This is a genomic window from Clostridium sp. UBA5988 (genome assembly GCF_002435615.1).
Taxonomy (GTDB): Bacteria; Bacillota; Clostridia; order Clostridiales; family Clostridiaceae; genus Clostridium_J; species Clostridium_J sulfidigenes.
On sequence record NZ_DJBA01000024.1, the window covers coordinates 65,985 to 90,957 of the forward strand.

Here is a 24,973-nt window from a genome sequence, read left to right on the forward strand (position 1 = left end):
GTGATTAGAAGGGGAGTCTTATGATGATGGAGGATAAAGAGTTACTAAAAACACTTTGTATGTCTCATGGCCCTAGTGGAAGAGAACACTGGCTTGGAGATTATGTGACAGAGGTATTTTCAGAATTTGGACAAGTTACTAGAGATAATTTAAATAATATAATTATTCATAAGAAGGGTAAGGGCAAAGGTAAGATCATGCTTATGGCTCACCTGGATGAAGTATTTATGATTATAACAGAGGTAAAAGAAAATGGATTTTTAGCTTTTAAAGGCAATGGTATTGATCCTAAGACTTTAGTTTCTAAAGAGGTTATAATCCATGGAAAAGAAGCTATTCACGGTATTATAGGAATTAAGCCACCTCACTTAATGAAGGATGAAGATCGTAAAAAAGCAGTAACTATAGATTCTTTATTGGTTGATACAGGATATTCTAAGGAATCTTTAGAGAACATAGTTAAACCAGGAGATTATGTTACTGTTAAGGGAAACTATAAAGAACTTTTAAATAATAATGTAAGTGTTAAAACTGTTGACGATAGAGGTGGAGTTGTAGCTTTATATAGATGTGCTAAGGAACTTAAAAATATAGAACACGACATGGATGTTTATTTTGTATGCTCTGCTCAAGAGGAAGTAGGTCATAGAGGTGCTAAAACTGCTACTAATAGAATTAATCCAGATATAGGTATTGCTGTAGACGTTACCTTCGATTGTGGAATGTATGGCCTTGAACATGGCGATACTGAACTAGGTAAGGGTGGAGTAATCTGTATAGGACCTAATATTCATCCTAAGGTTAGAAAGCATCTTATGAAGGTTTGTAAAGAATATAATATTCCATTTCAATTAGAAGTGGAAGCCGGAAATACAGGAACAGATGCTTGGGATATTCAAGTAGCTGGTGAAGGTGTTGCCACACTTCTTATTTCAATTCCTATAAAATACATGCATACTTCAGTGGAAACTGTAAATATGGATGATATAAAAAACACAGGATATATGATGGCAAAGTTAATAGAAAGTATAAAGGGTGAAGAATTGGAGGAATTAGTATGTTTTTAGATGAGATTCTTCAAAAGAACGGTATTTTAGATAAATTGACTTCTTTAAGTGGTCCTTCAGGATTTGAGGGAGAAGTAAGGGGCTTTATTAAAGAACAGGTTACCCCTTATGTAGATGAGATTTTTACAGATAGAATGGGAAATATTATTGTTCATAAAAAGGGTAAAGGAAAAAAAGTAATAGTTGATGCTCATATGGATGAGGTAGGTTTTATAATAACTGGCTACAATGAGGATGGAAGCTTAAGATTTAGTGCTTTAGGAGGGATAAATGCTAAGATAATACCTTCTAAGACTGTACTTATAGGGCCTAATAAAATACCAGGAGTTATTGGAGCAAAACCAATTCACCTTCAAGGAGCAGAGGAGAGAGAAAAGGGTCTAAATTATAGTGATTGCTGTATTGATATAGGAGCTAGGTCTAGAAAACAAAGTGAGGAGCTTATAGATCTAGGGGAGTATGTAGTTTTTGATACAGAATATGATGAATTTGGAGAAGGGCTTGTAAAGGGAAAGGCCTTTGATGATAGAGTAGGATGCTTTGTACTAATGGAGGCATTAAAAGAAAATTATGATGTAGATCTATATGGAGTTTTTGCAGTTCAAGAAGAAGTTGGAGAAAGAGGCGCGTTCATTTCTTCTTTAAATTTAAAGGGCGATTTAGGAATTGCTTTAGAGGGTACAATATGTGCAGATATGCCAAGTGTTCCTAAGCACTTAAGAGCTACTGAAGTTGGCAGAGGACCAGCTATATCAATAATGGATTTAACTAGTATATTCGATGTTGATGTGGCTGATGACATTATGGAAGTAGGGAATAATTTAAATATTCCATATCAAAGAAGAAAAGCTATAGCTGGAGGAAATGATGCAGCTACTTTCCATGGCACAGGATGTGGGGCAAAGATTGCTACTATTTCAGTTCCATGTAGATATATCCATTCTTCAGTTTCAGTAGCATCAAAGGAAGATATAAAGAACACAGTTAAATTATTAGTAGAATACTTAAAAACACTATAGATTTTGGAGGTATTTGTGATGAATAAATTATTTGAAGATTTAGTAGGAGCATTTGGAGTTAGTGGACATGAAGAAGAGGTTAGGAGTGTAATTGTTGAGCAATTAAATTCACTAGAAGTTGAAAATAAGGTAGATAACATGGGAAATGTTATAGCTAAAATAGGTAAAGGTAATGGGGAGGAAGAAAAAAAAATTATGATTTCTTCTCATATGGATACTATGGGATTTATAGTTATGTATATTGAAGATAATGGTTTCTTGAGAATTGGAAAAGTAGGAGAATTTGATGAAGCTGCGTTTGTGAATAATATGGTAGAATTTGAAAATGGAAATTCAGGAAGAGTTTGCGGAACTAAAGATAGTCCTAAAATAGATGACATGTATATAGATTTAGGAGTAGAAAATAGAGAAGAGGCTTTAGAACTAGTAAGAGAAGGTGATGCATGTATTATTACATCTAATTTTATAGAAGAAGAAAAGAATATAATTGCACCTGCTTTAGATAATAGAGTAGGCTGTTACATGTCACTGAAATCTATAGAAAAGCTTATAGAAAATAAAGAATCATTAGAGAAGTTAGATAAGGAAATATATTTTGTATTTTCAACTCAAAACACTTTAGGAGGAAGAGGAGCAAGGGCAGCTGCTTATGAAATAAATCCTATGTATGCTTTAGTTGTAGATGGAGAAAATGCTGGAGATACATTAGGGGGAAGTGGAAAGTTTTCTTTAGGAAAGGGTACAGGAATAAAGTTTATGGATAGAACTTTGTTAATGCATCATGAAGTGAAAGAACAATTGGAAAAAGTTTATGAGAAAATGGATAAAAAGCCACATTATATCTTTGGTGAAACTCAAGGGGATGGTAAAACAATCCATAAAGAGGGAGTAGGAGTTAAGACTGGAACTTTAGTTTATCCTGTAAGATATAAGGATACAAATATGGAAATGGTTAATTATAAAGATATAGAAGAAGGAATAGAAGTTATTTATAATTATATTACATTATAATATAAGGTTAATTAAATAGTTCTATAGATATAGCTTTTAGAGAATATACCCAAAAATAATAAATATTAGAGCCTTCACTTTAAGAATATCAGTGAAGGCTCAATTTAGTTTAAGATTAATTTGCTTTAAGTTATAAGTTAGTAACTATTTTGCAGCGTAATAGCATCTTTTCGGAGATTCTATTTTATCCTCTGCTTTAAGTGATTTTATAGCTTTATCTACCTCTTTTTTGTCAATACCAGCCTTTTCAGCAATTTCTCCAGCTTTTAATGGCTCAGATGAATTTTTCAGTACTTCTAAAACTTTATCTACCATGTTAACACCCCTTTTAATAATTATAGTTATTTAATAATGTTTATTATATAATATTTTAATAAAAATATCAACAATATTATATTTTATCTGTTATCGGTTTGTAATTTATGATAAAGGGATTCTCGTCTATCATCTTTTACTTTAAAGGAATTTCTAACCCTGCTGACTAAAGATCTATCTATGTCTGCCGTGAGAATATCCTCAACACCTTCCTCTGTACTACCTATAATTTTACCTAAAGGGTCTATAATTAAAGAATTTCCACTATAGTTTATATTATTACCAATACCAATTCTATTAACTCCAGCAATATAGCATTGATTTTCAATAGCTCTACTTCTAAGTAATGTTATCCAGTGTTCTTTTCTACTTTCAGGCCAATTAGCAGCTACAGTAATTAAGTCGCATTTTTTTGAAGCTATTTGAAAGATTTCAGGGAATCTTAAGTCATAGCATATAAAAGGTGAAAGGGTTATTTCATCAATTTGTGCAAAGCATATTTCCTCACCACCAATGTAGTATTTACTTTCTTCACCATAGGAGAAAGGATGTATTTTAGAGTAGTTACATAGAATATTTCCATTAGAAGATATTATTGTATAGTTATTTTTACCTTTTATATCATTAGTAATACCCTGAATATAACCAATTCCTGCATTAATGCAATAACCTTTGCATAAACTAGAAATGTAGGAAACCGTAGAAAAATCAAATTCTTTTAATTTTTCTATGTTCATTGTAAAGCCAGTAAAGGATAGTTCAGGAAATAAAAGTAAGTCTATTTTTAGCTCTTTAGCTTTTTTAAAAAACTCTTTGCTTGCTGATAAGTTAAATTGCTTATTTTCCCATAAAATATTATTCTGTACCAGTCCAATTTTCACAATATCACCCCTTATATTACTAATTATAATATATTTTAAAGTTATTATTCATAATAATCCTAAGAAATTTATTATTTTATAAGAAAGTTAATACTAAATTATATGAAGGGTGATTTGTTTAATTATGTTAAAGAAAGTGGTATAATTAAAGGAAAATTAGCTCCAACAATAGGTCAATTTTTAATTGAGTTTATAAATTCTTCATACTGTCTATATACTTCCTAGATAAGAGGTCAATATTATAATATATAGACAATAGAATAATGTAAAAGGTAGGGGTATTGCCTATGAAAATAACTGAAAACACAGTGAAAATGGCATTGAGATATAAGAACCATCATATATCTTCATTAGCTTCACAGTTAGCTTTTGATATGCTGTTTTCATTTTTCCCATTTTTGATTTTATTACTAACTCTAGTTGGATTTATAAACGTAGATCCCATAGAAGTGATTGGAAGTTTACAAAATATAATGCCCGAGGAATTATATAATTTAGTATCTACTTTAGCTCTTCAATTGTTACAAACTAGAAATGGAAACTTATTATCTTTTTCATTAATGTTCTCCCTTTATACAGCATCTAGAGCTTTTAGAGCCATAAGATACGGGTTAAACAGAGCATATAATGAAGAGGAAGATAAAAATAAGATAAAGTTAATAATACTCTCTGTTTTATTTATGATAGTGATATCTTTTATGATAATATTTGTACTAGGTTTTTTAGTCTTTGGAGAGATGATAAGTTTAGAATTAGTTCAATGGTTAGACCTTGATATTAAGTTATTTTATTTTATACGATATTTAAGGTACCCAATTGGTTTTGCAGGTATGATAGTTATATTTACAGCCATATATAAGCTTATACCTTCAAGACGAATAAAATGTAGAGAGGCCTTGCCAGGGGCTATATTCACAAGTATTGCTTGGATAATTTTATCAATGGGGTTTGCATTTTATGTAAACAACTATGGGAAATATACTGATATTTACGGAAGCATAGGAGTGGTTATTGTTTTGATGGTTTGGTTACAAATAACATCTACTACAATTTTATTAGGGGGAGAACTGAATGCACTATTAATGTATGATAAAGAAAATAACTTCAAAATATAAGAAACTCATGTTTAATATTAACACTTATGAGAATGTTTAGTTTAATTATTTGTAATATTGTGTTAAGATAATGAAGAAGAATGACAATGATGTAGAATATTGTATAAGGTCAATGGTAATGGAGGGTATGAGATGAAGGTTAGAAAGGCTATAATTCCAGCAGCAGGTTTAGGAACTAGATTCTTGCCAGCTACAAAAGCGGTGCCTAAAGAGATGATTCCAATTGTAGATAGACCTACTATAGAGTATATAGTAGAAGAGGCTGTGGCTTCAGGTATAGAAGAAATACTTATAATAACAGGTAGAAATAAAAAAGCTATAGAAGATCATTTTGATAGAGCTGTAGAGCTAGAAATGAATCTTGAGAGAGACGGGAAGAAGGAACTTTTAGAGTTAGTCCATAAGTCAACTAACATGGCTAATATCCATTATATTAGGCAAAAGAATCCAAAGGGGTTAGGCCATGCCATAAGTTGTGCTAAAGCTTTTGTTGGAGACGAACCCTTTGCAGTTATGCTAGGAGATGACATAGTAGATAGTGAAGTTCCTTGTTTAAAGCAATTAATGGATGCTTATGATAAACATGGTACTTCAATTTTAGGAGTTCAAGAAGTAGCCAAAGAAAATGTAAATAAATATGGAATTGTAAAAGGCGATAAAATTAATGATAGAGAGTATGTAGTTAAGGATTTAGTGGAAAAGCCAAAGGTTGAAGAAGCGCCATCTAATGTTGCTATTTTAGGTAGATATATTATAACTCCTGAAATATTTGACATACTAGAAGATACTAAACCAGGAAAAGGAAATGAAATACAATTAACTGATGGTTTAAAAACTCTAATGGAAAAGGAAAGTATGCATGCTTATATTTTTGAAGGTAGAAGATACGATGTAGGTGATAAATTAGGATTTTTAGAAGCTACAGTGGAATTTGCTTTAAAAAGACAAGATTTACAAGATAACTTTAAAAAATTTTTGGAAGAAAAATTTAATTTAAAGCATATATAATTTAATAATAGAGCATAAAAACTGGTATATAATCCCAATGATATATATCAGTTTTTATTTTATATATCAAATTTTATTATTTTTACTCAGAAGAGGTACGGAGACTTATTCTCATTAACCTGTCAAGAAAAAAATGTAGAATAATAGTAGAAAAATGTAGTAAAAAAAGTATTAATTTTAGTGTAAAATGATTAAGTGGTACATTGAGTAACGTTAAAATTGGAGGATAAATAATGGAGTTTAAGAATAAGGAAGATTTGGAGTTTTACAACAACATTTCGGAACCTATTATAGTTATAGATAGTAACAATGAAATTAAATACTGCAATGAAGGAGCGTTAGAATTTTTAGGAGTTCAAAGTATAGATTCAATTGAAGAGTTGGATATAAACACAATGATAAAGTTCTCTACGTTGAAGAGTGGTGTCTTTGATGTAAAGGATTTTATAAAAAATGATAGAAGTGAGAGAATTCGTGCAAGTATAGATACAAGAATATATAAAGAAATAGAAATAGAATTAGTTTTTAGAAGTATAAAAGTTGGTAATAATGAAGGCACCTTAATGTTGTTGAAAAATATAGTAAGTAATAATCTCCATTTTAAATCAGAAGTTATCAATAAAGACAATAGCAAATTAGAGGAGCATGAAGAATTTAAATATATTGTAGTAGATAAAGACGAGGATGAAGCCTTCATCTCAACAAAAGAAATAGACTTAAATATAAATTTTTATAAAGCTATTTTTGCTAATAGTACCACTGGAATTGTAATAGAAAAGGAAAATAGAATTAGTTATATAAATAAAGTTGCCATGGATATAATTGGAGACCCAAAAAGTGATACCTTTTTAGGTAAAAGTATTTTTGAAATAATTAAGTTAGATTCTATACAATATAATGATGAATTTTTGAAAAAACAGTATTCTAAATATAATTCTAGTTTGAACATAGTAGAAAGAAAGTTTATTAGAGAAGATGGGAGCATTGTTTATTGTGAAGTTACACCCATGTGTTTTGTGAATGATAATGATATATATTCTATATTTTTAATTAGGGATATAACAAGAAGAATAAAAGTAGAGGATGCTGTAATAAGCAATAGGGATAATTATGTTGAGCTTCTTAAACTTTTACCCTTTGGTATGGTTATATATTCTGATGGTAAGCTTGAAATAGGCAATGAGGCTTTAGTTAATATTTTAGGACTTAATGGTATAGATGAGTTAAAAAGTTTATCATATATAGATATAGTAGATGAAGAATATAAAGATGTAGTTAAAGAAATGTATTTTGATGCTCAATTTAGAGGAAAATCTACAGAATTTAAGGAAGTTAAAGTGAGAAGGGAATATGGAGCACTAATAGATGCTGAGATTGCAAGTTTTGGAATAAATTTTAGTTATGGAAGATCTGTAGTGTTTTTAATTCAAGAAGTAACAGAACGCAAAAAGGCTCAATTAAATAAAGTTAAATTGGAACAAGCTATAAAATATGATAAGTTAAAAACTGAATTTATATCTAATATGTCCCATGAGCTAAAAACACCATTGAATATAATATTAAGTACTGTACAAGTATTGCAATACAATTATAAAGATAAAAATGATGAGCAATTGGATAGATATCTAGATTTAATGAAAGTAAATAGCTATAGGTTATTAAGACTAATAAATAACTTAATAGATGTTACTAGAATTGATGTAGGTAACTTAAAAATGAATTTTGGCAATTATGATATAGTAGCTATAGTAGAGGATATAACTATGGCTGCAGTAGAGTATGTGGAAAGTAAAGGTATGACTTTAATATTCGATACTGATGTTGAAGAAAAAATTATAGGAATTGATAGAGAAAATATAGAAAGAATAATATTAAACCTATTATCAAATGCAGTTAAATTTTCTAAGGATGACGGAACTATTATGGTATCTATTCATGATTTAGGGGACAAGGTTCAAATTTCAGTGAAGGATAATGGAATTGGTATTCCAGAAGAACTTCAGGAAAAGATATTTGATAGATTTGTACAAGGTGAGGATCTATTTACCAGATCTCACGAGGGGAGTGGAATAGGATTATCCCTAGTAAAATCTATAGTTGAAAATCATGGTGGAAAGACATATGTAAAAAGTATTGTTAATGGAGGAAGTGAATTTATTGTAGAACTTCCAAACATTCTTTCTAAAAATCAATTTTGTTCAACAAATCTATACCATGCTGATAAATATAATTTAGAAAGAATAAAAATTGAGTTTTCAGATATATATAGATAAGAATATTTAAAATGCTATTGGAATAGTTGTTCCAATAGCATTTTATTTTTCATACATTAAAAGAATGGTTAAGATATTTTTAATAATATGTTTAAAAAATATATTCATGGGTAAAATTACAAAAAATGATATGTTTTTTTGGAGGTATATGATGAATAGAATAGTTTTAGTTGGTAGATTGACACGAGACCCTGAAATTAAAGTTTTTGAAGATAGTAGTAAGGTTTTTACTAGATTGGTTTTGGCTGTAGATAGACCTTATAAAACTGCATCGGGAGAAAAACATGTAGATTTCATTCCAGTAGTACTAAGAGGAAAGAAAGCAGAAATTGTTAATGAATATCTAATTAAAGGAAGTGTTATTAGTGTAACTGGTAGACTTCAAAGTAGGCATTATGAAGGTGAAGATGGACAGAAAAAGTACATATCAGAAGTTATAGCAGATGAATTTCAGTTCATGAATACTAAGAAACCTAAAGAAGAAATTGGTTAAATCTACATGACTTAAATTGTTATTTTAGTAAATCGCATATATGTGTATAACAATCTAAACAATATTTTTAATCAGTAAAGCCTATTCTATTGTAATATCACAATAGAGTAGGCTTTTTTAAATTAATTAATAATAAGTAAAAAAAATATTTATTTATTAAAAAGTCACAGGTTAGTATATTAAAAATATTTGGATAATAGGCATATTAAGAGTATAATAAATTCATAAGGCAAAACTTTAATCTTATTAAAAATAGTAAATTTCAGGTATGAAATATAGATTAAAGTTAAGCAAAATATAAGGGTAGAGGGGTTTATTATGGATCTTGAAAAATTTAAAGTATTTAGAGAGAAAGCAATGGGAAACATATCTAAAGTTATAATTGGTAAAGAGCATATAATTGATAAAATAATAGTATCATTTATAACTTCTGGTCATGTATTATTAGAAGATGTTCCAGGACTTGGGAAAACTAAACTGTGCAAAACATTGTCAAAAACTATGAATTGTAGCTTTAAAAGAATTCAATTTACACCAGACTTATTACCTTCGGACTTAACAGGAATATATTTTTATAATCAACAATCAAAAGAATTTGAATTTAGAGAAGGACCTCTTCTAAGTCAAATTGTTTTAGCTGACGAAATAAATAGAGCTACGCCAAGAACACAATCTGCTTTACTTGAGTGTATGGAAGAGAGACAGATAACAGTAGAAGGAAATACGATAAAGTTAAAGAGGCCATTCTTTGTTATAGCAACTCAAAATCCTGTTGAACAATTTGGTACATTCCCGTTACCAGAAGCTCAATTAGATAGATTTTTTATGAGATTATCTATGGGGTATCCAAGCTATGATGAAGAAATAAAAATGATGGATAGGTTTATAGGAAAAGATCCACTAGACTCCCTAGAGTCTGCTATAACTATAGAAGAAATAAACTATGTTCAAGAGAATTACAATAAAGTTCATGTTAGTGATGAAATAAGAAGATATATAGTAGATTTAGTCAATGCTACTAGAACTAACAGTGAAATAGAATTGGGATGTAGTCCTAGAGCTACATTAAATCTTATGAAAGGTTGTCAAGCATTAGCTGCTATTAGAGAAAGAGATTATGTGATTCTTGAAGATGTGAAAGAGCTTGCAGTACCTATAATGAGTCATAGAATTATCTTGAAAAGCGAAATAAATAGTGGCAGTGAGAAGAGTGAAAGAGTTATACAAAACATTCTCGCAACTATAGAAACTCCAATAGATAGGCAATAGAGGTGTATTATGATACTTCAAATATTTGTTTTTGCAGCAATTGTAATTATACTGGTAAATATAATGAGTTTTATTACTGAGAAAGGGTATGAAAACTTAAAGGTGTATAGGGAAATAAAACCAGATAGGGTAACTGTGGGCGAAGAATTTACAATAACTATGAAAGTAGAAAACAATAAAAGAATGCCCGTTCTATTCTTGGTGGTGGAAGAAAGAATACCTGTTGAATTAAGATTTGTTGGCGAAGTTTATACTTACAAATATGGAAATGATAATTGGCACATATGCAAGTATGTAATGGGTAAATTTCAAAGGAAAAGTAGAACTTATACTTTAATAGGAAAAAAAAGAGGAGCTTACATAATAAAGTGCATGAATATTTTTATAGGGGATATGTTGGGACTAAATATTAAAAGTAGAGAGCAGAATGATTATATTGAAGTTTTAATTTATCCTAAGGTAAAATCAATAGGAAGCTTTAGATTTGATGTGACAAATTTTTTAGGAGATAATACAGTAAGGAGATGGATACATAAGGATCCTTTGTATATAAAAGGAGTAAGAGAGTATAACGTTGAAGATCGAATGAAGGATATTCATTGGAAAACTTCATTAAAGGCAGATAAGCTTATGGTTAAGGACTATGATTATACTTCAGAACAACAGATGGTTATAATCCTTAATACACAATGTGGAGATCCTTGTTGTAATTATATAGATGAAGAGATTATAGAAACATCTATAGATATTGCAGTTGCATTAGCTGCAAAAGCATCTAAAGAAAGTATCCCAACAGGTATTTGGAGTAATGCACATTTGATTTACTGTAATGAAAATTCTGTAAATGAGATTGAGCCGAAGGTAGGAAGTTTTAATAGGATATTGGAGTTTTGTACTAGAATATATCTTGCTGTAAAATATGAACTTAATGAATACTTAAAGAGTAGAATGCCTTATTTTGATAAAAGTTGTACCTATGTATTAATTACTACTTATTTAAATGAAAAAGATATTAGGATTTTAAATATTCTAGTGGCAAAGGGTTATAAAATAAAGATTATAGATGTTTCTAGAGAAAACAGAATTAAAAATATCAAAGGAATTGATAAAATTTCATATAAGGGGGAGATGAAGTAATGAGTTGGTCTGAACAAGTTAGGCTTTATTATGATATAACATTTAGTATGCTAACATCTATTGTTTGGATGATAGTAACAGCTCTTATATTTTCTAAGGATATGAAATTTTCAATATTCATTTTAATAATGATATCTATATTAACTAGTAAATATTTACTAAGAAAAGGTAAGAAGGCAGAGACTTGTATTGCATTTTCCTTAATCCCAATTATTGTTTATGAAGTATTTAGTCAAGAAATAATAATTGCCATTGTAGATATAATATTTGTAGCGTTAATCAGTGCTGTTTTACTTAGAGAAACTAATGAAAATATAAACTATGATAGATATAAAAATATTTTTATAAATGGAATTTCTTATATTTTTATAGCATCAATTATCTGTAGTATGTTCAAGCCTATTTATGCAGGAATTGTATTTAGAGGTATAATTATATATCTCATTTTAATGGTTATTACTATGAGAGAGACTATGGGATATTGCTATAATATAAGAAGTTCAAAAGCCAATAAAATTATAAATATATCTCTAATTTCAGTGGCATTATTAACTACACAGGAGTTTTTTTATAATATATTTGTGAAGATAGTTTCAATTTTATATGGAGGAATTGAATTTATAACTGAATTAATAATAGATGTAATAGTAAAAATTATTGGAATTCCAATGACTTGGATTTTTAATGCTTTACAAAAATTATTTACTGAAAGACGAGGAGCTTTAGAAGATATATTTGGAAGAATAGATTCAGGTAGTAAAAATCCCCAAAATATAAAAGAATTAACGCCAGAAATGGTAACAGCAAGTCCCACATTTATATTTATAATGAAGGTTATAGTTACAATAATATTAATATTAATTGTAAGTATTATCATAAGAAAAATAATAAAAGGTACTAATTTAAATAGAGGTGATGGTTATACTGAAATAATTGAAGAGATTGAGCAAAAGGATCCTGGTTATAAAAAAGTTATAGATAAAATCAAAAAAATATTTAGAAAGAAGGGTACCCCTAGGGAAGAAGTTTTATATAAGTATAGTGAGTTTGTAGAAGTTGCAAATAAAAAAGAGATTTTTAAGACATACATGACTCCAAGACAACTTGGTAATATTGTTAAGATAAAAGTGGATAATTGTATGGAAGTTGATGAAGTTACTAATATGTATAATGAAGCAAAGTTTTCTACACATATTATAAACAAGTCTTATGAACAAAAAGTGGAAAAGTATGTGGATAACATCAATAAAAACATAAAAAAGTGACAAGAAAAATTAATCTACAATAAAAGACAAGAAAACTCACATAATATTAACATTTTATCCACTGATATATTAACAATAACAAATAGTTTTGTATAACTGTAAAGAATAAGTAATTTTGTGAAATAAGGTGTAAATTTTGAGGGGGAATATATTATTGTTGCCTACAAGAATTTACACATTATTTTTTTATATAGTGATACAATTTCTTTAGGCAATAAAATGTTGTAATTTTATTGCTATAAATGGTTTTACATTATTTGGGGGTGCTTTTATGATAATTGAGACATTGAAATCTAACATGGTATGTGAAGAGAATACTATAGAATACACTTATAATTTAATTCAATCAGAATTAGAGGTCCATATGAATGGTGAAAGAAGGGTTATAGATGTATATGGTGTAGAAATAGAAAGTGAAGTGAAAAATAAAGGCAAACATGTAAAGCAATACAAAGAACATGTAGAATGTATAACTCCTAATAGATATAAGGGAAGTGAACTTCTGGTATTATTAAAAAATAATGTGGTCTCACCAATACATCTTATAGATATTATAGAAGAATATATAGAGGCATATTATGCTGATTTTGACGAACTTGTACAAGCAATAGCAAATTAATTATAACTATTATCATTTATATGAGTAGTTTATAAAGTTAAACTTAATTAATATGATAATTGAAAATATTATCATCATATACTTTCATATATATATAAGTTATAGTTGATATTAACCTATTTATTTATTAAAATTAAAGATGTAAAAATATGTTTATAATTTAATTATAAGTATATGAAATATTTAGGTTTGGAGGTGAGATGGTGATAGTAGGAGTTGGAGTAGATATAGTTGAAATAAGACGTATAAAAGATGTAATGGAAAGAAATGAAAAGTTTTTAGAAAAAATATTTACAAGTAAAGAAATACAATATTTGAAAACTAGGAATTTAAGGCCGGAATATGTAGCAGGTAGGTTTGCTGCAAAGGAAGCGGTTTCAAAAGCACTAGGAACAGGATTTAGAGGATTCAACTTTAGAGATATAATAGTAGATAGTACTACTCTTGGTAAACCTACAGTCACATTAGAAGGGCAGGCAAAAAATATTGCTAACAAGAATGGGAATACAACTATTCATCTGAGTATTTCTCACGGATGCGATAGTGCTATTGCCTATGCTGTTTTGGAGGTCGTTTAATATGGTAAATCCTTTTGATAAATTAAAAAGTAATAGATTAGGGTTTATAGGATTTAAACATAGGGCCATACAAATGGATAAGGAAATGATACAAAGTATATTAAAAGCTAGAGATGATGATACCTACAAAGGAGATTATGGACAAGCATTTATAATAGCTGGCTCTATGGGTTTTTCTGGTGCTGCATATCTTACTACTCAAAGTGCAGTAAGAAGTGGCGCTGGATTAGTGACCCTTTGCGTTCCTAAAGAAATACAGGAGATAATGAGCATAAAGTTAAATGAGGCTATGACAATCAATTTTGAACAAAGTGAAAAAATAGGCAATATTATGGTTAAGTCTAATTGTATTGCTATTGGACCAGGAATGGGGAATACTAAGTTAACTTTTAATATAGTGAAAAGTATGATTGAAAATGCAGAATGCCCTATTGTAATCGATGCGGATGGACTAAATGTACTACAGGGAAAACTTGAATTGCTTCATAGTAAAAATAATAGCATTATATTAACACCTCATTATGGGGAGATGGCAAGATTAACTGGATTATCTGTTGATGAAATAAAAGAAAATAGGGTAGAAGTAGCAAGGAATTTTGCTTATGAGTATGATGTAATAGTTTTATTAAAGGACCATAGAACTGTAATAACTGATGGAACACAGGTTTTTGAGAATACTACAGGAAATAGTGCAATGGCATCAGGTGGAATGGGAGATACTTTGACAGGAATTATAACTTCATTTATTGCTCAGGGATATGATGCTCTAGAAGCTACATGCATTGCTACATTTATACATGGATATTGTGGTGATAGGCTAGCAGAGAATATGTTCTGTGTCAATGCTACCCATATTATAGAAGAATTACCTTTTGGAATAAAAGAAATTTTTGATAGTAATTGATACATAGAAATAACTGGGGATTATAATAAAATAAATATGGTTATAGAGAGTAGAAAACTATAATAAACATATAGTGTAATAAGTAATTGGAGGAATTTATGAAAAAAAGACTAACTTATACACTATTTATTATAGCTATATGCCTAACCATTGCAGTGGCTTTATTCATTAAAGGAAGAACAAGAACTTTAGATGAGTATAATGTAATTGATTCCTTAAGTGAGATTAAAGCCTATAAGAGTGATATAACTATAGAGGTCGTAAATGACAGAGAAACAAATAAGTATGAAGGGTTTCAAACCTATAAAAAAGATATAGGATATAAACTGGATTTAAAGGATAAGAGATCTTTTACTTTTAAAGGCGATGAGATACTTGTTAAAGATAAGGAGAATATCAAAGAGTATACCTTAGATAAAGGGTTTGATGAAGTATTTAAATATGGATTTATTGGCGAATATATAGGATTAATATATACAAATGAAGAGTTAGAATTTGAAACTGAAACAATAAATAATAGTGAGTGCTTTGTGATAACAACAGTGATTCCTGGAAGTAATAACAACATTTGCCAAGGTAGCTTATTTTATGATATTAAAAATAATAGACCGAAGAAAATAATAATCTATGATAATAAAGGTAGAGAAAGAATTATATATACTTATGAAAACTTTAACTGGACTGATAAGGTTGAAGATGTGGAGTTAGATTTATAACAATGATACAAAACAGTAAGAGCGAATCTAGTATTTACTATGAGGTAGTTCTTGACAACTGGAAAGGTGAGCAAGGTGAGTAATATGGGAAAAAAGATAAGACCCTCTTGGGCAGAAGTGGATTTAGATGCTTTAAGGAATAATGTAAGGGAAGTAAAAAGGGTTTCAGAGGGGAAGGAAATAATTGCTACAATAAAAGCTGATGGATATGGACATGGAGCTATAGATATATATAAGTCTATGATGGATGAAGGTATAAATAGATTTGCAGTAGCTATTGTTACAGAAGCTGTAGAACTAAGAAAAGCTGGTGTGGAAATTCCTATTATTATATTGGGATATACACCAAAGGAATTTTATGATGAAGTTATTGATCTAAACCTAGAGCAAACTATATATGATTATGAAGATGCTAAAATACTTTCAGACATAGCTGTAAAGAAGAATAGTATAGCTAAAATTCATATAGCTGTAGATACAGGTATGGGGAGGATTGGATTTTTAACAACGAGGGAGCAGGCTAGAGAAGTACATAGGATAACTAAGTTAAAAGGAGTAAGAATTGTAGGAATATTTACTCATTTTGCTACTGCTGATGAGAAAGATAAAACTTATGCTAATTTTCAAATTGAAAAATTTAATATGTTTAATAAATATCTTGAAGAATTAGGTGTAATTATACCCTTTAAACATGTAAGCAATAGTGCTGCTATAATAGATTTTCCTGACTTACCATATGATGGAGTTAGAGCTGGTATTATGCTTTATGGATATTATCCTTCCAAGTATGTTAATAAAAATAATGTTAACTTAATACCTGTTATGTCGTTAAAATGTAAAATTGTTCATTTGAAAATAATACAGGAAGGCGATTATGTAAGCTATGGTAGATTGTATAAAGCACCTGCAGAACGGATAATTGGAACTCTTCCTATAGGATATGCAGATGGCATTTCAAGAGCATTAACAGGGATGGCTAAAGTAATTGTGAATGGTAAAGTAGTACCTGTTGTAGGTCGTATTTGTATGGATCAATGTATGATAGATGTAACAGATGTACCTGGTGTGAAAATTGGGGATGAAGTTATATTAATTGGAAAAGATAATATAGGGAATGTTATAACAGCAGATGATATAGCAGAATCTATAGGTACAGTCAATTATGAAGTAATTTGTGATATAAGTAAGAGAATTCCAAGAATATATACAAAAAATGGTAAAATTTTCGGTGTAAGAAACTACGTATAGTAAAAAGTATAAAAAAATGTTGTAAAAAGTAGAAATTGAGGATAATTTCTTTGACATAATAACAATTGATGATTTATAATTAAGTTGTACATAAAGTTGTTATTTAAATTGGAGGTAATGAAATCCATGGGTAGCTCAAAGAAATTTATTCTGAATTTTGGTAGTAGTTTTTGCGAAAAATTTAATGATGTAGATAAAAAACAATTTATAACAAGTAGTAAATTAATTATGGATTGTGGAATAGTATATAGTGAAGGCTATAATAGTAATAGCTATATAGAGAAAATGAAACAAGGATATTTAGCTATGAGAGAATTAAATTTAGAATTATCAGAATATGGCTTTGAGAGTTATATTAATGACTTAAGTGAATATGAAGCTAGCCTTTAGGAGTGTGAATGCCTAATGACAATTGTTATAAAGAGAGGCGATATATTTTATGCTGATTTAAGCCCAGTGGTTGGATCAGAACAGGGTGGAATAAGACCTGTAATAATTATACAAAATGATGTGGGAAATAGATATAGTCCAACTGTGATAGTTTCAGCTATAACCTCTCAGATAAATAAGGCAAAACTTCCAACTCATGTAGAGATTTCTTCTGAAGAATACGGATTAAATAAAGACTCGGTAGTTTTGCTAGAGCAAGTTAGAACTTTAGACAAAAGAAGATTAAAAGAAAAGATAGGTCATATGACCGATGAAGATATGATTAAAGTTGATGTTGCTCTTAAAATTAGTTTAGATTTAAAAATGTAAAAATAAACTTAATATTAAGGGGCTGTTTCAAAATACACTAAATCTTAATTGGATGTGGAGTATGCACTAACAACAATATTTTAGTGAAACTTAACATTTTATAAAGATTAGTGAATTATTTTGAAATAGCTCCTTTTAAATTAAATCGGTAGATGGACAAAAAAATATAAAGTATTTATTACTTTTATAATCAAAGAAGGATAGTTGTATTTAATTGAAGTGTAAGGTAAATAATATATTAATAATTATTGGAGATTTCTTATAATGAAATGTATTGATAAAAGGAAAATTTCAACTAAATAGTTGAGAATAAATAAATTATTGATATAATGAGTTTAGAAGAAAATCAGGGAGGGATAAGCAATGGAAAAGTCATTAATAGCATTAGAGAATATAGCGAAAGTTTTAAGAAAAGATATTATAAAGATGGTAACAGAGTCAGCATCTGGTCACCCAGGCGGTTCTCTATCAGCTGTAGAAATCATTACTACATTATATTTTAATGAAATGAATATTGATGTAGAAGACTCTAAGAATCCTAATAGAGATAGATTTGTATTATCAAAAGGTCATGCTGCACCAGTTTTATATGCAGCTCTTGCGGAGAAGGGTTTCTTTAATAAAGAAGAACTTATGAAATTAAGAAAAACTGGAGCAATGCTACAAGGTCATCCAAATATGAATTACATACCAGGAGTAGATATGTCTACAGGTTCATTAGGTCAAGGAGTTTCCGCTGCGGTAGGTATGGCACTAGCAGGAAAGCTTGATAATAGCTCATATAGAGTATATACCCTACTAGGAGATGGAGAATTAGAGGAAGGTCAAGTTTGGGAAGCAGCTATGTGTGCAGCTCATTACAAACTAGATAATTTAACAGCTTTTGTAGATTATAATGGACTTCAAATAGATGGAGATATTGATAAGGTTATGAATCCTAATCCTATAGCAGATAAGTTTGTAGCATTTGGATGGAACGTGATTTATTTAGAAGATGGTCATGATTTAGTTAAGATAAAAGATGCTATAGAAGCTGGAAAAGGAGTAAAAGATAAGCCTACAATGATAGTTTGTAAAACAATTAAAGGAAAAGGTGTATCTTTTATGGAGAATCAGGCAGGTTGGCATGGTTCAGCTCCAAGTAAAGAGCAGTGTGAAATAGCATTAAAAGAGATTGGGGGAGAAGAATAATGAAAAGTGTTGCAACTAGAGAAGCCTATGGAAAAGCATTAGCAAGAATAGGTAAAGAAAATGAAAATGTAGTAGTTCTTGATGCAGACTTATCTAAGTCTACTAAAACTGCTGATTTTAAGGCTGTATGCCCAGAGAGATTTATCAATATGGGGATTGCTGAAGGTAATATGATGACTGTGGCAGCAGGAATGGCAGCTTGTGGAAAAATTCCTTTTGCATCTACTTTTGCTATATTTGCAACGGGAAGAGCTTTTGAACAAATAAGAAATTCTATATGTTACCCTAAATTAAATGTAAAGGTATGTGCTACTCATGCTGGTCTAACAGTAGGAGAAGATGGTGCTTCTCACCAATCTGTAGAGGATATTTCATTAATGAGAAGCATACCTAATATGGTAGTAATTAGTCCAAGTGATGGAATTGAGGCTGAAGCAGTAATAGAAGCTATAACAAAATATGAAGGTCCTTGCTATGTTAGACTTGGTAGAAGTGCAGTACCTATAATAAATGATAATGAAGATTATAAGTTTGAAATTGGTAAAGGAATAACTTTAAGAGATGGGAAAGATGCTACTATAGTTGCAACTGGAATTATGGTAGAGGCAGCATTAGAAGCGTACAATATTTTGGCTGAAGAAGGCATAAGAGTTAGAGTTATTAATATACATACAATAAAGCCTATAGACGAAGAATTAATAACAAAAGCTGCAAGAGAAACAAATCTTATAGTTACAGCAGAAGAGCATAGTATCATAGGCGGCCTTGGTTCAGCAGTGGCAGAAGTAGTAACTACACATTGTCCAGCTACAGTTTTAAGAGTTGGAATAAAGGATACTTTTGGTGAAAGTGGTAAGCCTGCAGAATTATTAAAAGCTTATGGATTAACAGCATTAGATATAGTTAAAGCAGTTAAGACTGGAATTAGTATGAAATAAATAATAAAATTGAATAGGGAAGAAATCTAAGGATATCTTAGGTTTCTTTTTTTTATAGCCTATGATATAATTTATAAATAATTTGAAAATTCGATTTACTAAGGAGAGCGTTATAGATGAAACAAGATGTTAAAGGATATATTAGTGATGTAGTCTTTTGTTTTAAATTGTCTTTAAAATTAGTCATTATACCCGTAGTCTTAGGTATAGTTATTAGTTGTATATATCTATTAGTTAAAGGTCAATCTATGGAACTTTATCGAATACTTAGAGGAATAAGAAATACAGGAATTATATTTTCTTGTGGAGGATTATTTGTATCAGCATTAGCATTTCTACAACCGACAAAGTTATTGAGACCTTTAAGCTATGAGAAAACTTGGAGACAATATCTTTATAAATTTGGTTTAGTAGGAACTATATTCTGCACCTTTGCATTATTAGCAACATACTTCTTGGTATATGATATGCTAATTCATAACTTATATGTGTAGTTTACATACATAAAGAAGCATGAGTGGAAAAAAATATATATGTTTCCACTCTTTTTTCGTGAAGAAAAATAAGAATTTATTATTTTTTAACTTATGTAGGACTTGCATTTTAAATTTTTATGTTATAATATACACAGATAAAAAGTAAAAAGTCGAGGAGAGTTAATAATTATGATAGATTTTAAAAATGTTACTAAGGTTTATAATAACAATGTACTAGCTTTATCTAATTTAAATGTACATATTGACCAGGGTGAATTTGTTTTCTTAGTAGGCCCAAGTGGAGCAGGAAAATCTACCTTTATAAAGATGTTATTAAAAGAAGTTGATCCAACAGCGGGTTCGGTTATAGTTGCAGGATCAGATTTAACAAAGCTAACAAGGAAAGAAGTGCCTTATTATAGAAGAAAAATTGGAGTAGTGTTTCAAGATTTTAGATTGATACAAAGTTTGAATGTATTTGATAATGTAGCTTTTGCACTAAGAGTTATAGGATCAAGTGAAAAGGATATACAAAAGAAGGTTCCAGCAGTGCTTTCAATGGTAGGATTATCAAAAAAGAGAGATGCTTTACCTACAGAGTTATCAGGTGGAGAACAACAAAGAGTATCTATAGCTAGAGCTATAGTAAATAGTCCATCATTATTAATTGCTGATGAACCAACAGGTAACTTAGATCCTGAAACTTCATTAGAAATTATGGATATTTTAAGTGATATTAGTAGAGCAGGAACTACCATTGTTATGGCAACCCATGCAAGAGACATAGTTGACTCTATGAAAAAGAGAGTTATAGCTATTGAGAAGGGTGTTATTGCCAGAGATGAGGAAAGGGGAAAATATGGTTATGAAATTTGATTCTTTTAAATATTCATTTAAGGAAGCACTTAAAAGTATAAAAAGAAATAAAACTTTAAGTATAGCATCTATAGCTACAGTAACAGCTACACTTTTTTTATTAGGAGCTATAACACTAGGAGTTGCTAATGCAGATAAATTAATTACTCAATTAGGATCCATGGTTGAAGTGAAAATTTACTTAAACGAGGGTATAAGTGATGATAATAAAAATGCTATAGAGAATAAAATTAAAGGCGTAGAAGGTATTGATAAGATAACCTTTCAAAGCAAGGAAGATGCTTTGAAAGATGTAAAGGAACAAATGAATGATGAATTAGGTCAGTTAACATCTGGATTTGAGGATAATAATCCATTCCCAGCTTCCTTTACAGTAAATGTTAAAGAGCCGCTAGTAGTAGATAAAGTTGTAAGTAGTATTAAAGATATGAATGGTATTGATGAGATAAAGGATGCAAGATCTATAATTGCAAAAATTTCTAAGCTTACAGATTCATTTAAAATAGGTGCTGCAGTAGCATTTGTAGTTTTTATTATGATATCTCTATTCTTAATAGGAAATACCATAAAAATTACAGTGTTTACGAGAAAAAAAGAAATAGGAATAATGAAGTATGTAGGAGCTACAGATTGGTTTATTAGATGGCCATTTATAATAGAAGGTATGATACTTGGAATATTTGGAGCAGTCATATCGGTAGTAGCACTAGGCTTCATATATGCTATTATAATTAATAATTTAAGCGCCGATACACTATTTGGATTTGATTTAGTAGGTATTTCTTATATATTGAAGGTGATTATTTGGGAATTCCTGGGATGTGGAGTTTTCATAGGTGCTATTGGAAGTATAATATCCATGAGAAAATTCTTAAAAGTTTAAATTATAAAGAACAAATAAGACTAAGAATTTATTTCTTAGTCTTATTTGTGTATAATATAATATATTGGTAATAGAAATGATTAATAAAATAAATTAAATTTCATAGTATTATTATCGGGGATAAAAAGTAATAATAAATATATGAGAATGAGAGGGTGATTTTTATGGATGGTAAGAAAAATAAATGGAAAAGAGTAACGGGTATAGTGGCTCTTTTGATAGTGACAAATTTAATTACTTTAGGATTATCTAACTATATATCTTTTAAGTTACCAGATGGTAAAGTTATAGTTAGTAGAAAAACATATGAAAATATAGTAGACTTTGAAAAGTTATATACTATAAAAGATAAATTAGATAGATATTATTTGGGTGAAATTGATATTAATAAACTCATAGATGGAGCAGCGGCAGGAATGACAGAAGCTGTAGGAGACCCATATACAACATATATGAATGCTGAAGAGTTTAAAGACTTCTATTCTCAAACAGAAGGAAATTATGTTGGATTAGGAATACAGGTAGGAGTTAAGGAAGATAAGATAGTTGTAGTAGCTACCTTTGAAAATTCACCTGCAGAAAAAGTGGGAATACTTTCAGGGGACATAATTGAAAGCGTAAATGGTACAAAGGTTGAAGGCAAGGACTTGGAAAAAGCAGTGAAAACTATGAAAGGTGAAAAAGGAGAAGCTGTAGAACTTACTTTATCTAGAGAAAACAAAGGTTCTTTTAATGTTAAAGCTGTAAGAGATGAAATAGAGATGATAACTGTAAAAAAAGAAATGATTGATAGTCAAGTAGGATATATTCAGGTAACTATGTTTGATGAAAATACATCTAGTAATTTTGAAAACGCAATTAAAGATTTAAACTCAAAAGGAATGAAGAGTTTAATAGTAGACCTAAGAGAAAATCCAGGAGGATTATTAGATCAAACTGTGAATATGTGTTCACAATTTATTCCTAAGAATAAGAATATAGTTTATACGGAAGATAAGAATGGAAATAGGAAGGATTATAATTCTGTAGGTGGAATTGCTGAAGGATTACCACTTACTATATTAATAGATGAGGGAAGTGCAAGTGCTTCAGAAATATTTACAGGAGCTATAAAAGATTATAAGTTAGGAACTTTAGTAGGTACTAAGACCTTTGGTAAGGGTGTTGTTCAAACAACTTTTTATAGGGATAGAGATGGATTTAGAGATGGAACTGCATTGAAGGTTACTATATCAAAATACTATACTCCTAATGGGCAGAATATCCATGGTATAGGAATAGAGCCAGATATTTTAGTTGAGTATCCAGAAGAACTAAAAGGGAAAGCTTATGATAAATCAGTAGATCCTCAATTTGAAAAGGCTTTGGAAGTGGCAAAAGAAAAGATTAAGTAATAAAATATAGGGTATTATAATAGATATGAGTATTTTTATTATAATAAATACTAATTAAAATAAGTTAACATATAGAAAAATTAATAAAATTAATTTTATAGTTTCAAGTAGATAAATGATGATGTAAAATTAAGTATCTATTATAGTAGATACTTAATTTTACTTATGCACATCTACTCTTTGTTACATAATGAGAAGGAGAAAAATAATGGAACTTTTAAAGTATACTTTGCAGCAGGTGTCCTATGCTATTGTGGAGCCGTCTTATGCGCTTATATTAATAATGATGGCTGTTGTATTCTATATGAAAAATAAAAAAACTACAGTGATGGAAAGATTAATTATGGGTAAAAACTCATCAACGGCTTTTGAACTTACTGTGTCACAAATAGTTATGGGAATATTAGGAGGTGTAGTAGCTAGTTTAATTCTTACATTTTTGGGGATTACTTTTTATGAAACTTCTAATATATTTCTGATATTTATATTATCAGTAGCGTTAATGTTCTTTAGTCCCAAATTAGTTTGTCTTTCATATTCAGGAGCTATTTTGGGACTATTATCAATACTGTTGTATTTTATATCATTAATTATGGAGAATCCAAGTTTAGATGTACTAAAAATGGATATAACTAATTTATTGGTATTGGTTGCAGTAATGCATATTGTTGAAGGGTTATTAGTAATCTTTGATGGGAAAAGAGGTGCTATACCTGTATTTGGATCAAGAGATAAAAAAATCATAGGTGGATTTGCATATAGAAGACAATGGATATTACCAATGATAATATTATTAATGGTACAGGCTACTAGCGCCAATACAGTTATGGGGGGAAGTGTAAACACTCCAGAGTGGTGGCCAATAATTAATCATAATAAAAACATGTTGATTTTTGCTACTATGGTAATTGGTGCACTACCGATTTTTGCAGGAGTTAATTATGCTACAATAACATTTACAAAAAGTAAAAAAAATAAGCCAATATTCTCAGGACTATTAATTTTAGGCTATGGTACTGTATTAATTCTATTATCTTTTCTTGGGGATATAAATAAGATTTTAGATGTGATAATTCTTACATTGATGCCTGTATTACATGAGTATATGTTATATATTGATCGCTTAGCAGAAAAGAAAGGTAAAATAAAGTATGTGAGCAATGAAGAGGGAGTATGTGTTCTAGATGTAGCCCATGATTCAATAGCTAAAAATATGGGAGTTAAAATGGGAGATTTAATATTAGAAATAAATAATATTAAATTATATAAGGATGAAATTATATTTAATATGTTAGAACGTCTTCCGGATATTATTAATATGAAGGTTAGAAGAGAAAATGGATCTATGGAGGAACTAGAATGTAGAGTAAAAAACAATAAAGAAAAATTAGGAATTGTTATAGTTCCTAGGGAAGTTCCAAAGCAGGCTACTGTAGCAAAGCCAGGCAGTTCTAGTTTTTCAGATATTCTAAATAAAATTAAAGAAAAGAAAGATAGTAACGATAAAGAATAATTTTTTATAAAAAGATGAGGTGATG

General features: G+C 29.5%; 26 protein-coding genes. 24 read left to right on the forward strand and 2 right to left on the reverse strand.

All coding sequences use genetic code 11. The features are described 5' to 3' along the window. Nucleotides 1–26: 26 nt before the first annotated feature. From B3J31_RS05595 to B3J31_RS05605, 3 genes are read left to right on the forward strand one after another with little or no spacing between them, the layout of a single operon-like run. Nucleotides 27–1,067, forward strand: a complete 1,041-nt coding sequence (locus B3J31_RS05595) for a M20/M25/M40 family metallo-hydrolase (protein ID WP_150841655.1) — start codon at nt 27–29, stop codon at nt 1,065–1,067. Next, nucleotides 1,058–2,086: a M42 family peptidase gene (locus B3J31_RS05600; RefSeq protein WP_346873736.1), complete on the forward strand. Its 1,029-nt coding sequence runs from the start codon at nt 1,058–1,060 to the stop codon at nt 2,084–2,086. Before B3J31_RS05595 ends, B3J31_RS05600 begins: the two co-directional genes overlap by 10 nt. An 18-nt stretch (nt 2,087–2,104) precedes the next feature. Further along, entirely contained in the window at nt 2,105–3,097 is a 993-nt protein-coding gene (locus B3J31_RS05605) for a hypothetical protein (RefSeq protein WP_346873737.1), read from the forward strand. Nucleotides 3,098–3,241: 144 nt separating this feature from the next. Here B3J31_RS05605 and B3J31_RS05610 read toward each other — a convergent pair whose 3' ends face one another. After that, the gene (locus B3J31_RS05610) at nt 3,242–3,412 is read right to left on the reverse strand and encodes an HTH domain-containing protein (protein ID WP_084178217.1); all 171 of its coding nucleotides are present in this window, start codon (nt 3,410–3,412) and stop codon (nt 3,242–3,244) included. A gap of 83 nt (nt 3,413–3,495) precedes the next feature. After that, the gene (locus B3J31_RS05615) at nt 3,496–4,293 is read right to left on the reverse strand and encodes a nitrilase-related carbon-nitrogen hydrolase (protein WP_346873738.1); all 798 of its coding nucleotides are present in this window, start codon (nt 4,291–4,293) and stop codon (nt 3,496–3,498) included. 287 nt (nt 4,294–4,580) lie between these two features. Between B3J31_RS05615 and B3J31_RS05620 the strand changes: the two genes are divergently transcribed. The 21 genes from B3J31_RS05620 to B3J31_RS05720 all read left to right on the forward strand — a co-directional run bounded on the left by B3J31_RS05620 (nt 4,581) and on the right by B3J31_RS05720 (nt 24,948). Further along, nucleotides 4,581–5,408 carry a YhjD/YihY/BrkB family envelope integrity protein gene (locus B3J31_RS05620; protein ID WP_150841638.1) on the forward strand — a complete coding sequence of 276 codons (828 nt, stop codon included), beginning with the start codon at nt 4,581–4,583 and terminating at the stop codon, nt 5,406–5,408. A gap of 132 nt (nt 5,409–5,540) precedes the next feature. Then, a complete protein-coding gene (gene galU / locus B3J31_RS05625) occupies nt 5,541–6,416 on the forward strand; it encodes a UTP--glucose-1-phosphate uridylyltransferase GalU (RefSeq protein ID WP_346873739.1) in 876 nt (291 codons plus the stop codon). 233 nt (nt 6,417–6,649) lie between these two features. After that, the gene (locus B3J31_RS05630; protein ID WP_346873740.1) at nt 6,650–8,689 is read left to right on the forward strand and encodes a PAS domain-containing sensor histidine kinase; all 2,040 of its coding nucleotides are present in this window, start codon (nt 6,650–6,652) and stop codon (nt 8,687–8,689) included. Nucleotides 8,690–8,840: 151 nt separating this feature from the next. After that, complete coding sequence (locus B3J31_RS05635) at nt 8,841–9,182, forward strand: single-stranded DNA-binding protein (RefSeq protein WP_035132193.1); 342 nt, start codon at nt 8,841–8,843, stop codon at nt 9,180–9,182. Nucleotides 9,183–9,500: 318 nt separating this feature from the next. Next, the gene (locus B3J31_RS05640; RefSeq protein ID WP_346873741.1) at nt 9,501–10,451 is read left to right on the forward strand and encodes a MoxR family ATPase; all 951 of its coding nucleotides are present in this window, start codon (nt 9,501–9,503) and stop codon (nt 10,449–10,451) included. A gap of 9 nt (nt 10,452–10,460) precedes the next feature. After that, entirely contained in the window at nt 10,461–11,588 is a 1,128-nt protein-coding gene (locus tag B3J31_RS05645) for a DUF58 domain-containing protein (RefSeq protein WP_346873742.1), read from the forward strand. Then, on the forward strand, nt 11,588–12,853 hold the full coding sequence (locus B3J31_RS05650) for a hypothetical protein (protein ID WP_346873743.1): 1,266 nt from the start codon (nt 11,588–11,590) through the stop codon (nt 12,851–12,853). The genes B3J31_RS05645 and B3J31_RS05650 overlap by 1 nt, the downstream gene beginning before the upstream one ends. 271 nt (nt 12,854–13,124) lie before the next feature. Further along, nucleotides 13,125–13,472, forward strand: coding sequence for a DUF6514 family protein (locus B3J31_RS05655; protein ID WP_346873744.1), 348 nt, complete (start codon nt 13,125–13,127; stop codon nt 13,470–13,472). Nucleotides 13,473–13,675: 203 nt separating this feature from the next. After that, a complete protein-coding gene (locus B3J31_RS05660; RefSeq protein ID WP_346873761.1) occupies nt 13,676–14,050 on the forward strand; it encodes a holo-ACP synthase in 375 nt (124 codons plus the stop codon). A gap of 1 nt (nt 14,051) precedes the next feature. Continuing rightward, the gene (locus B3J31_RS05665) at nt 14,052–14,954 is read left to right on the forward strand and encodes an NAD(P)H-hydrate dehydratase (RefSeq protein WP_346873745.1); all 903 of its coding nucleotides are present in this window, start codon (nt 14,052–14,054) and stop codon (nt 14,952–14,954) included. A 98-nt stretch (nt 14,955–15,052) separates the two neighbouring features. Then, a complete protein-coding gene (locus B3J31_RS05670; RefSeq protein WP_346873746.1) occupies nt 15,053–15,670 on the forward strand; it encodes a germination lipoprotein GerS-related protein in 618 nt (205 codons plus the stop codon). Nucleotides 15,671–15,754: 84 nt separating this feature from the next. Continuing rightward, nucleotides 15,755–16,918, forward strand: a complete 1,164-nt coding sequence (alr, locus tag B3J31_RS05675) for an alanine racemase (RefSeq protein ID WP_346873747.1) — start codon at nt 15,755–15,757, stop codon at nt 16,916–16,918. Between the two features lie 126 nt (nt 16,919–17,044). Further along, nucleotides 17,045–17,308 (forward strand): CopG family transcriptional regulator, encoded by a 264-nt coding sequence (locus B3J31_RS05680; protein WP_346873748.1) that lies wholly within the window; start codon nt 17,045–17,047, stop codon nt 17,306–17,308. A 15-nt stretch (nt 17,309–17,323) separates the two neighbouring features. Continuing rightward, nucleotides 17,324–17,677 (forward strand): type II toxin-antitoxin system PemK/MazF family toxin, encoded by a 354-nt coding sequence (locus B3J31_RS05685; RefSeq protein ID WP_035132183.1) that lies wholly within the window; start codon nt 17,324–17,326, stop codon nt 17,675–17,677. Between the two features lie 363 nt (nt 17,678–18,040). Then, nucleotides 18,041–18,868, forward strand: a complete 828-nt coding sequence (locus tag B3J31_RS05690; protein ID WP_035132181.1) for a transketolase — start codon at nt 18,041–18,043, stop codon at nt 18,866–18,868. Then, entirely contained in the window at nt 18,868–19,806 is a 939-nt protein-coding gene (locus B3J31_RS05695; protein ID WP_414632864.1) for a transketolase family protein, read from the forward strand. The genes B3J31_RS05690 and B3J31_RS05695 overlap by 1 nt, the downstream gene beginning before the upstream one ends. A gap of 116 nt (nt 19,807–19,922) precedes the next feature. Then, on the forward strand, nt 19,923–20,300 hold the full coding sequence (locus B3J31_RS05700) for a hypothetical protein (RefSeq protein ID WP_346873749.1): 378 nt from the start codon (nt 19,923–19,925) through the stop codon (nt 20,298–20,300). Between the two features lie 171 nt (nt 20,301–20,471). Continuing rightward, nucleotides 20,472–21,158: a cell division ATP-binding protein FtsE gene (gene ftsE, locus B3J31_RS05705; protein ID WP_035132175.1), complete on the forward strand. Its 687-nt coding sequence runs from the start codon at nt 20,472–20,474 to the stop codon at nt 21,156–21,158. Continuing rightward, nucleotides 21,148–22,041, forward strand: coding sequence for a permease-like cell division protein FtsX (gene ftsX / locus B3J31_RS05710; protein ID WP_346873750.1), 894 nt, complete (start codon nt 21,148–21,150; stop codon nt 22,039–22,041). The genes ftsE and ftsX overlap by 11 nt, the downstream gene beginning before the upstream one ends. A 164-nt stretch (nt 22,042–22,205) precedes the next feature. Beyond that, entirely contained in the window at nt 22,206–23,435 is a 1,230-nt protein-coding gene (locus B3J31_RS05715; RefSeq protein ID WP_035132172.1) for a S41 family peptidase, read from the forward strand. Nucleotides 23,436–23,643: 208 nt separating this feature from the next. Then, nucleotides 23,644–24,948: a PDZ domain-containing protein gene (locus B3J31_RS05720; protein ID WP_346873751.1), complete on the forward strand. Its 1,305-nt coding sequence runs from the start codon at nt 23,644–23,646 to the stop codon at nt 24,946–24,948. Nucleotides 24,949–24,973: the final 25 nt, after the last annotated feature.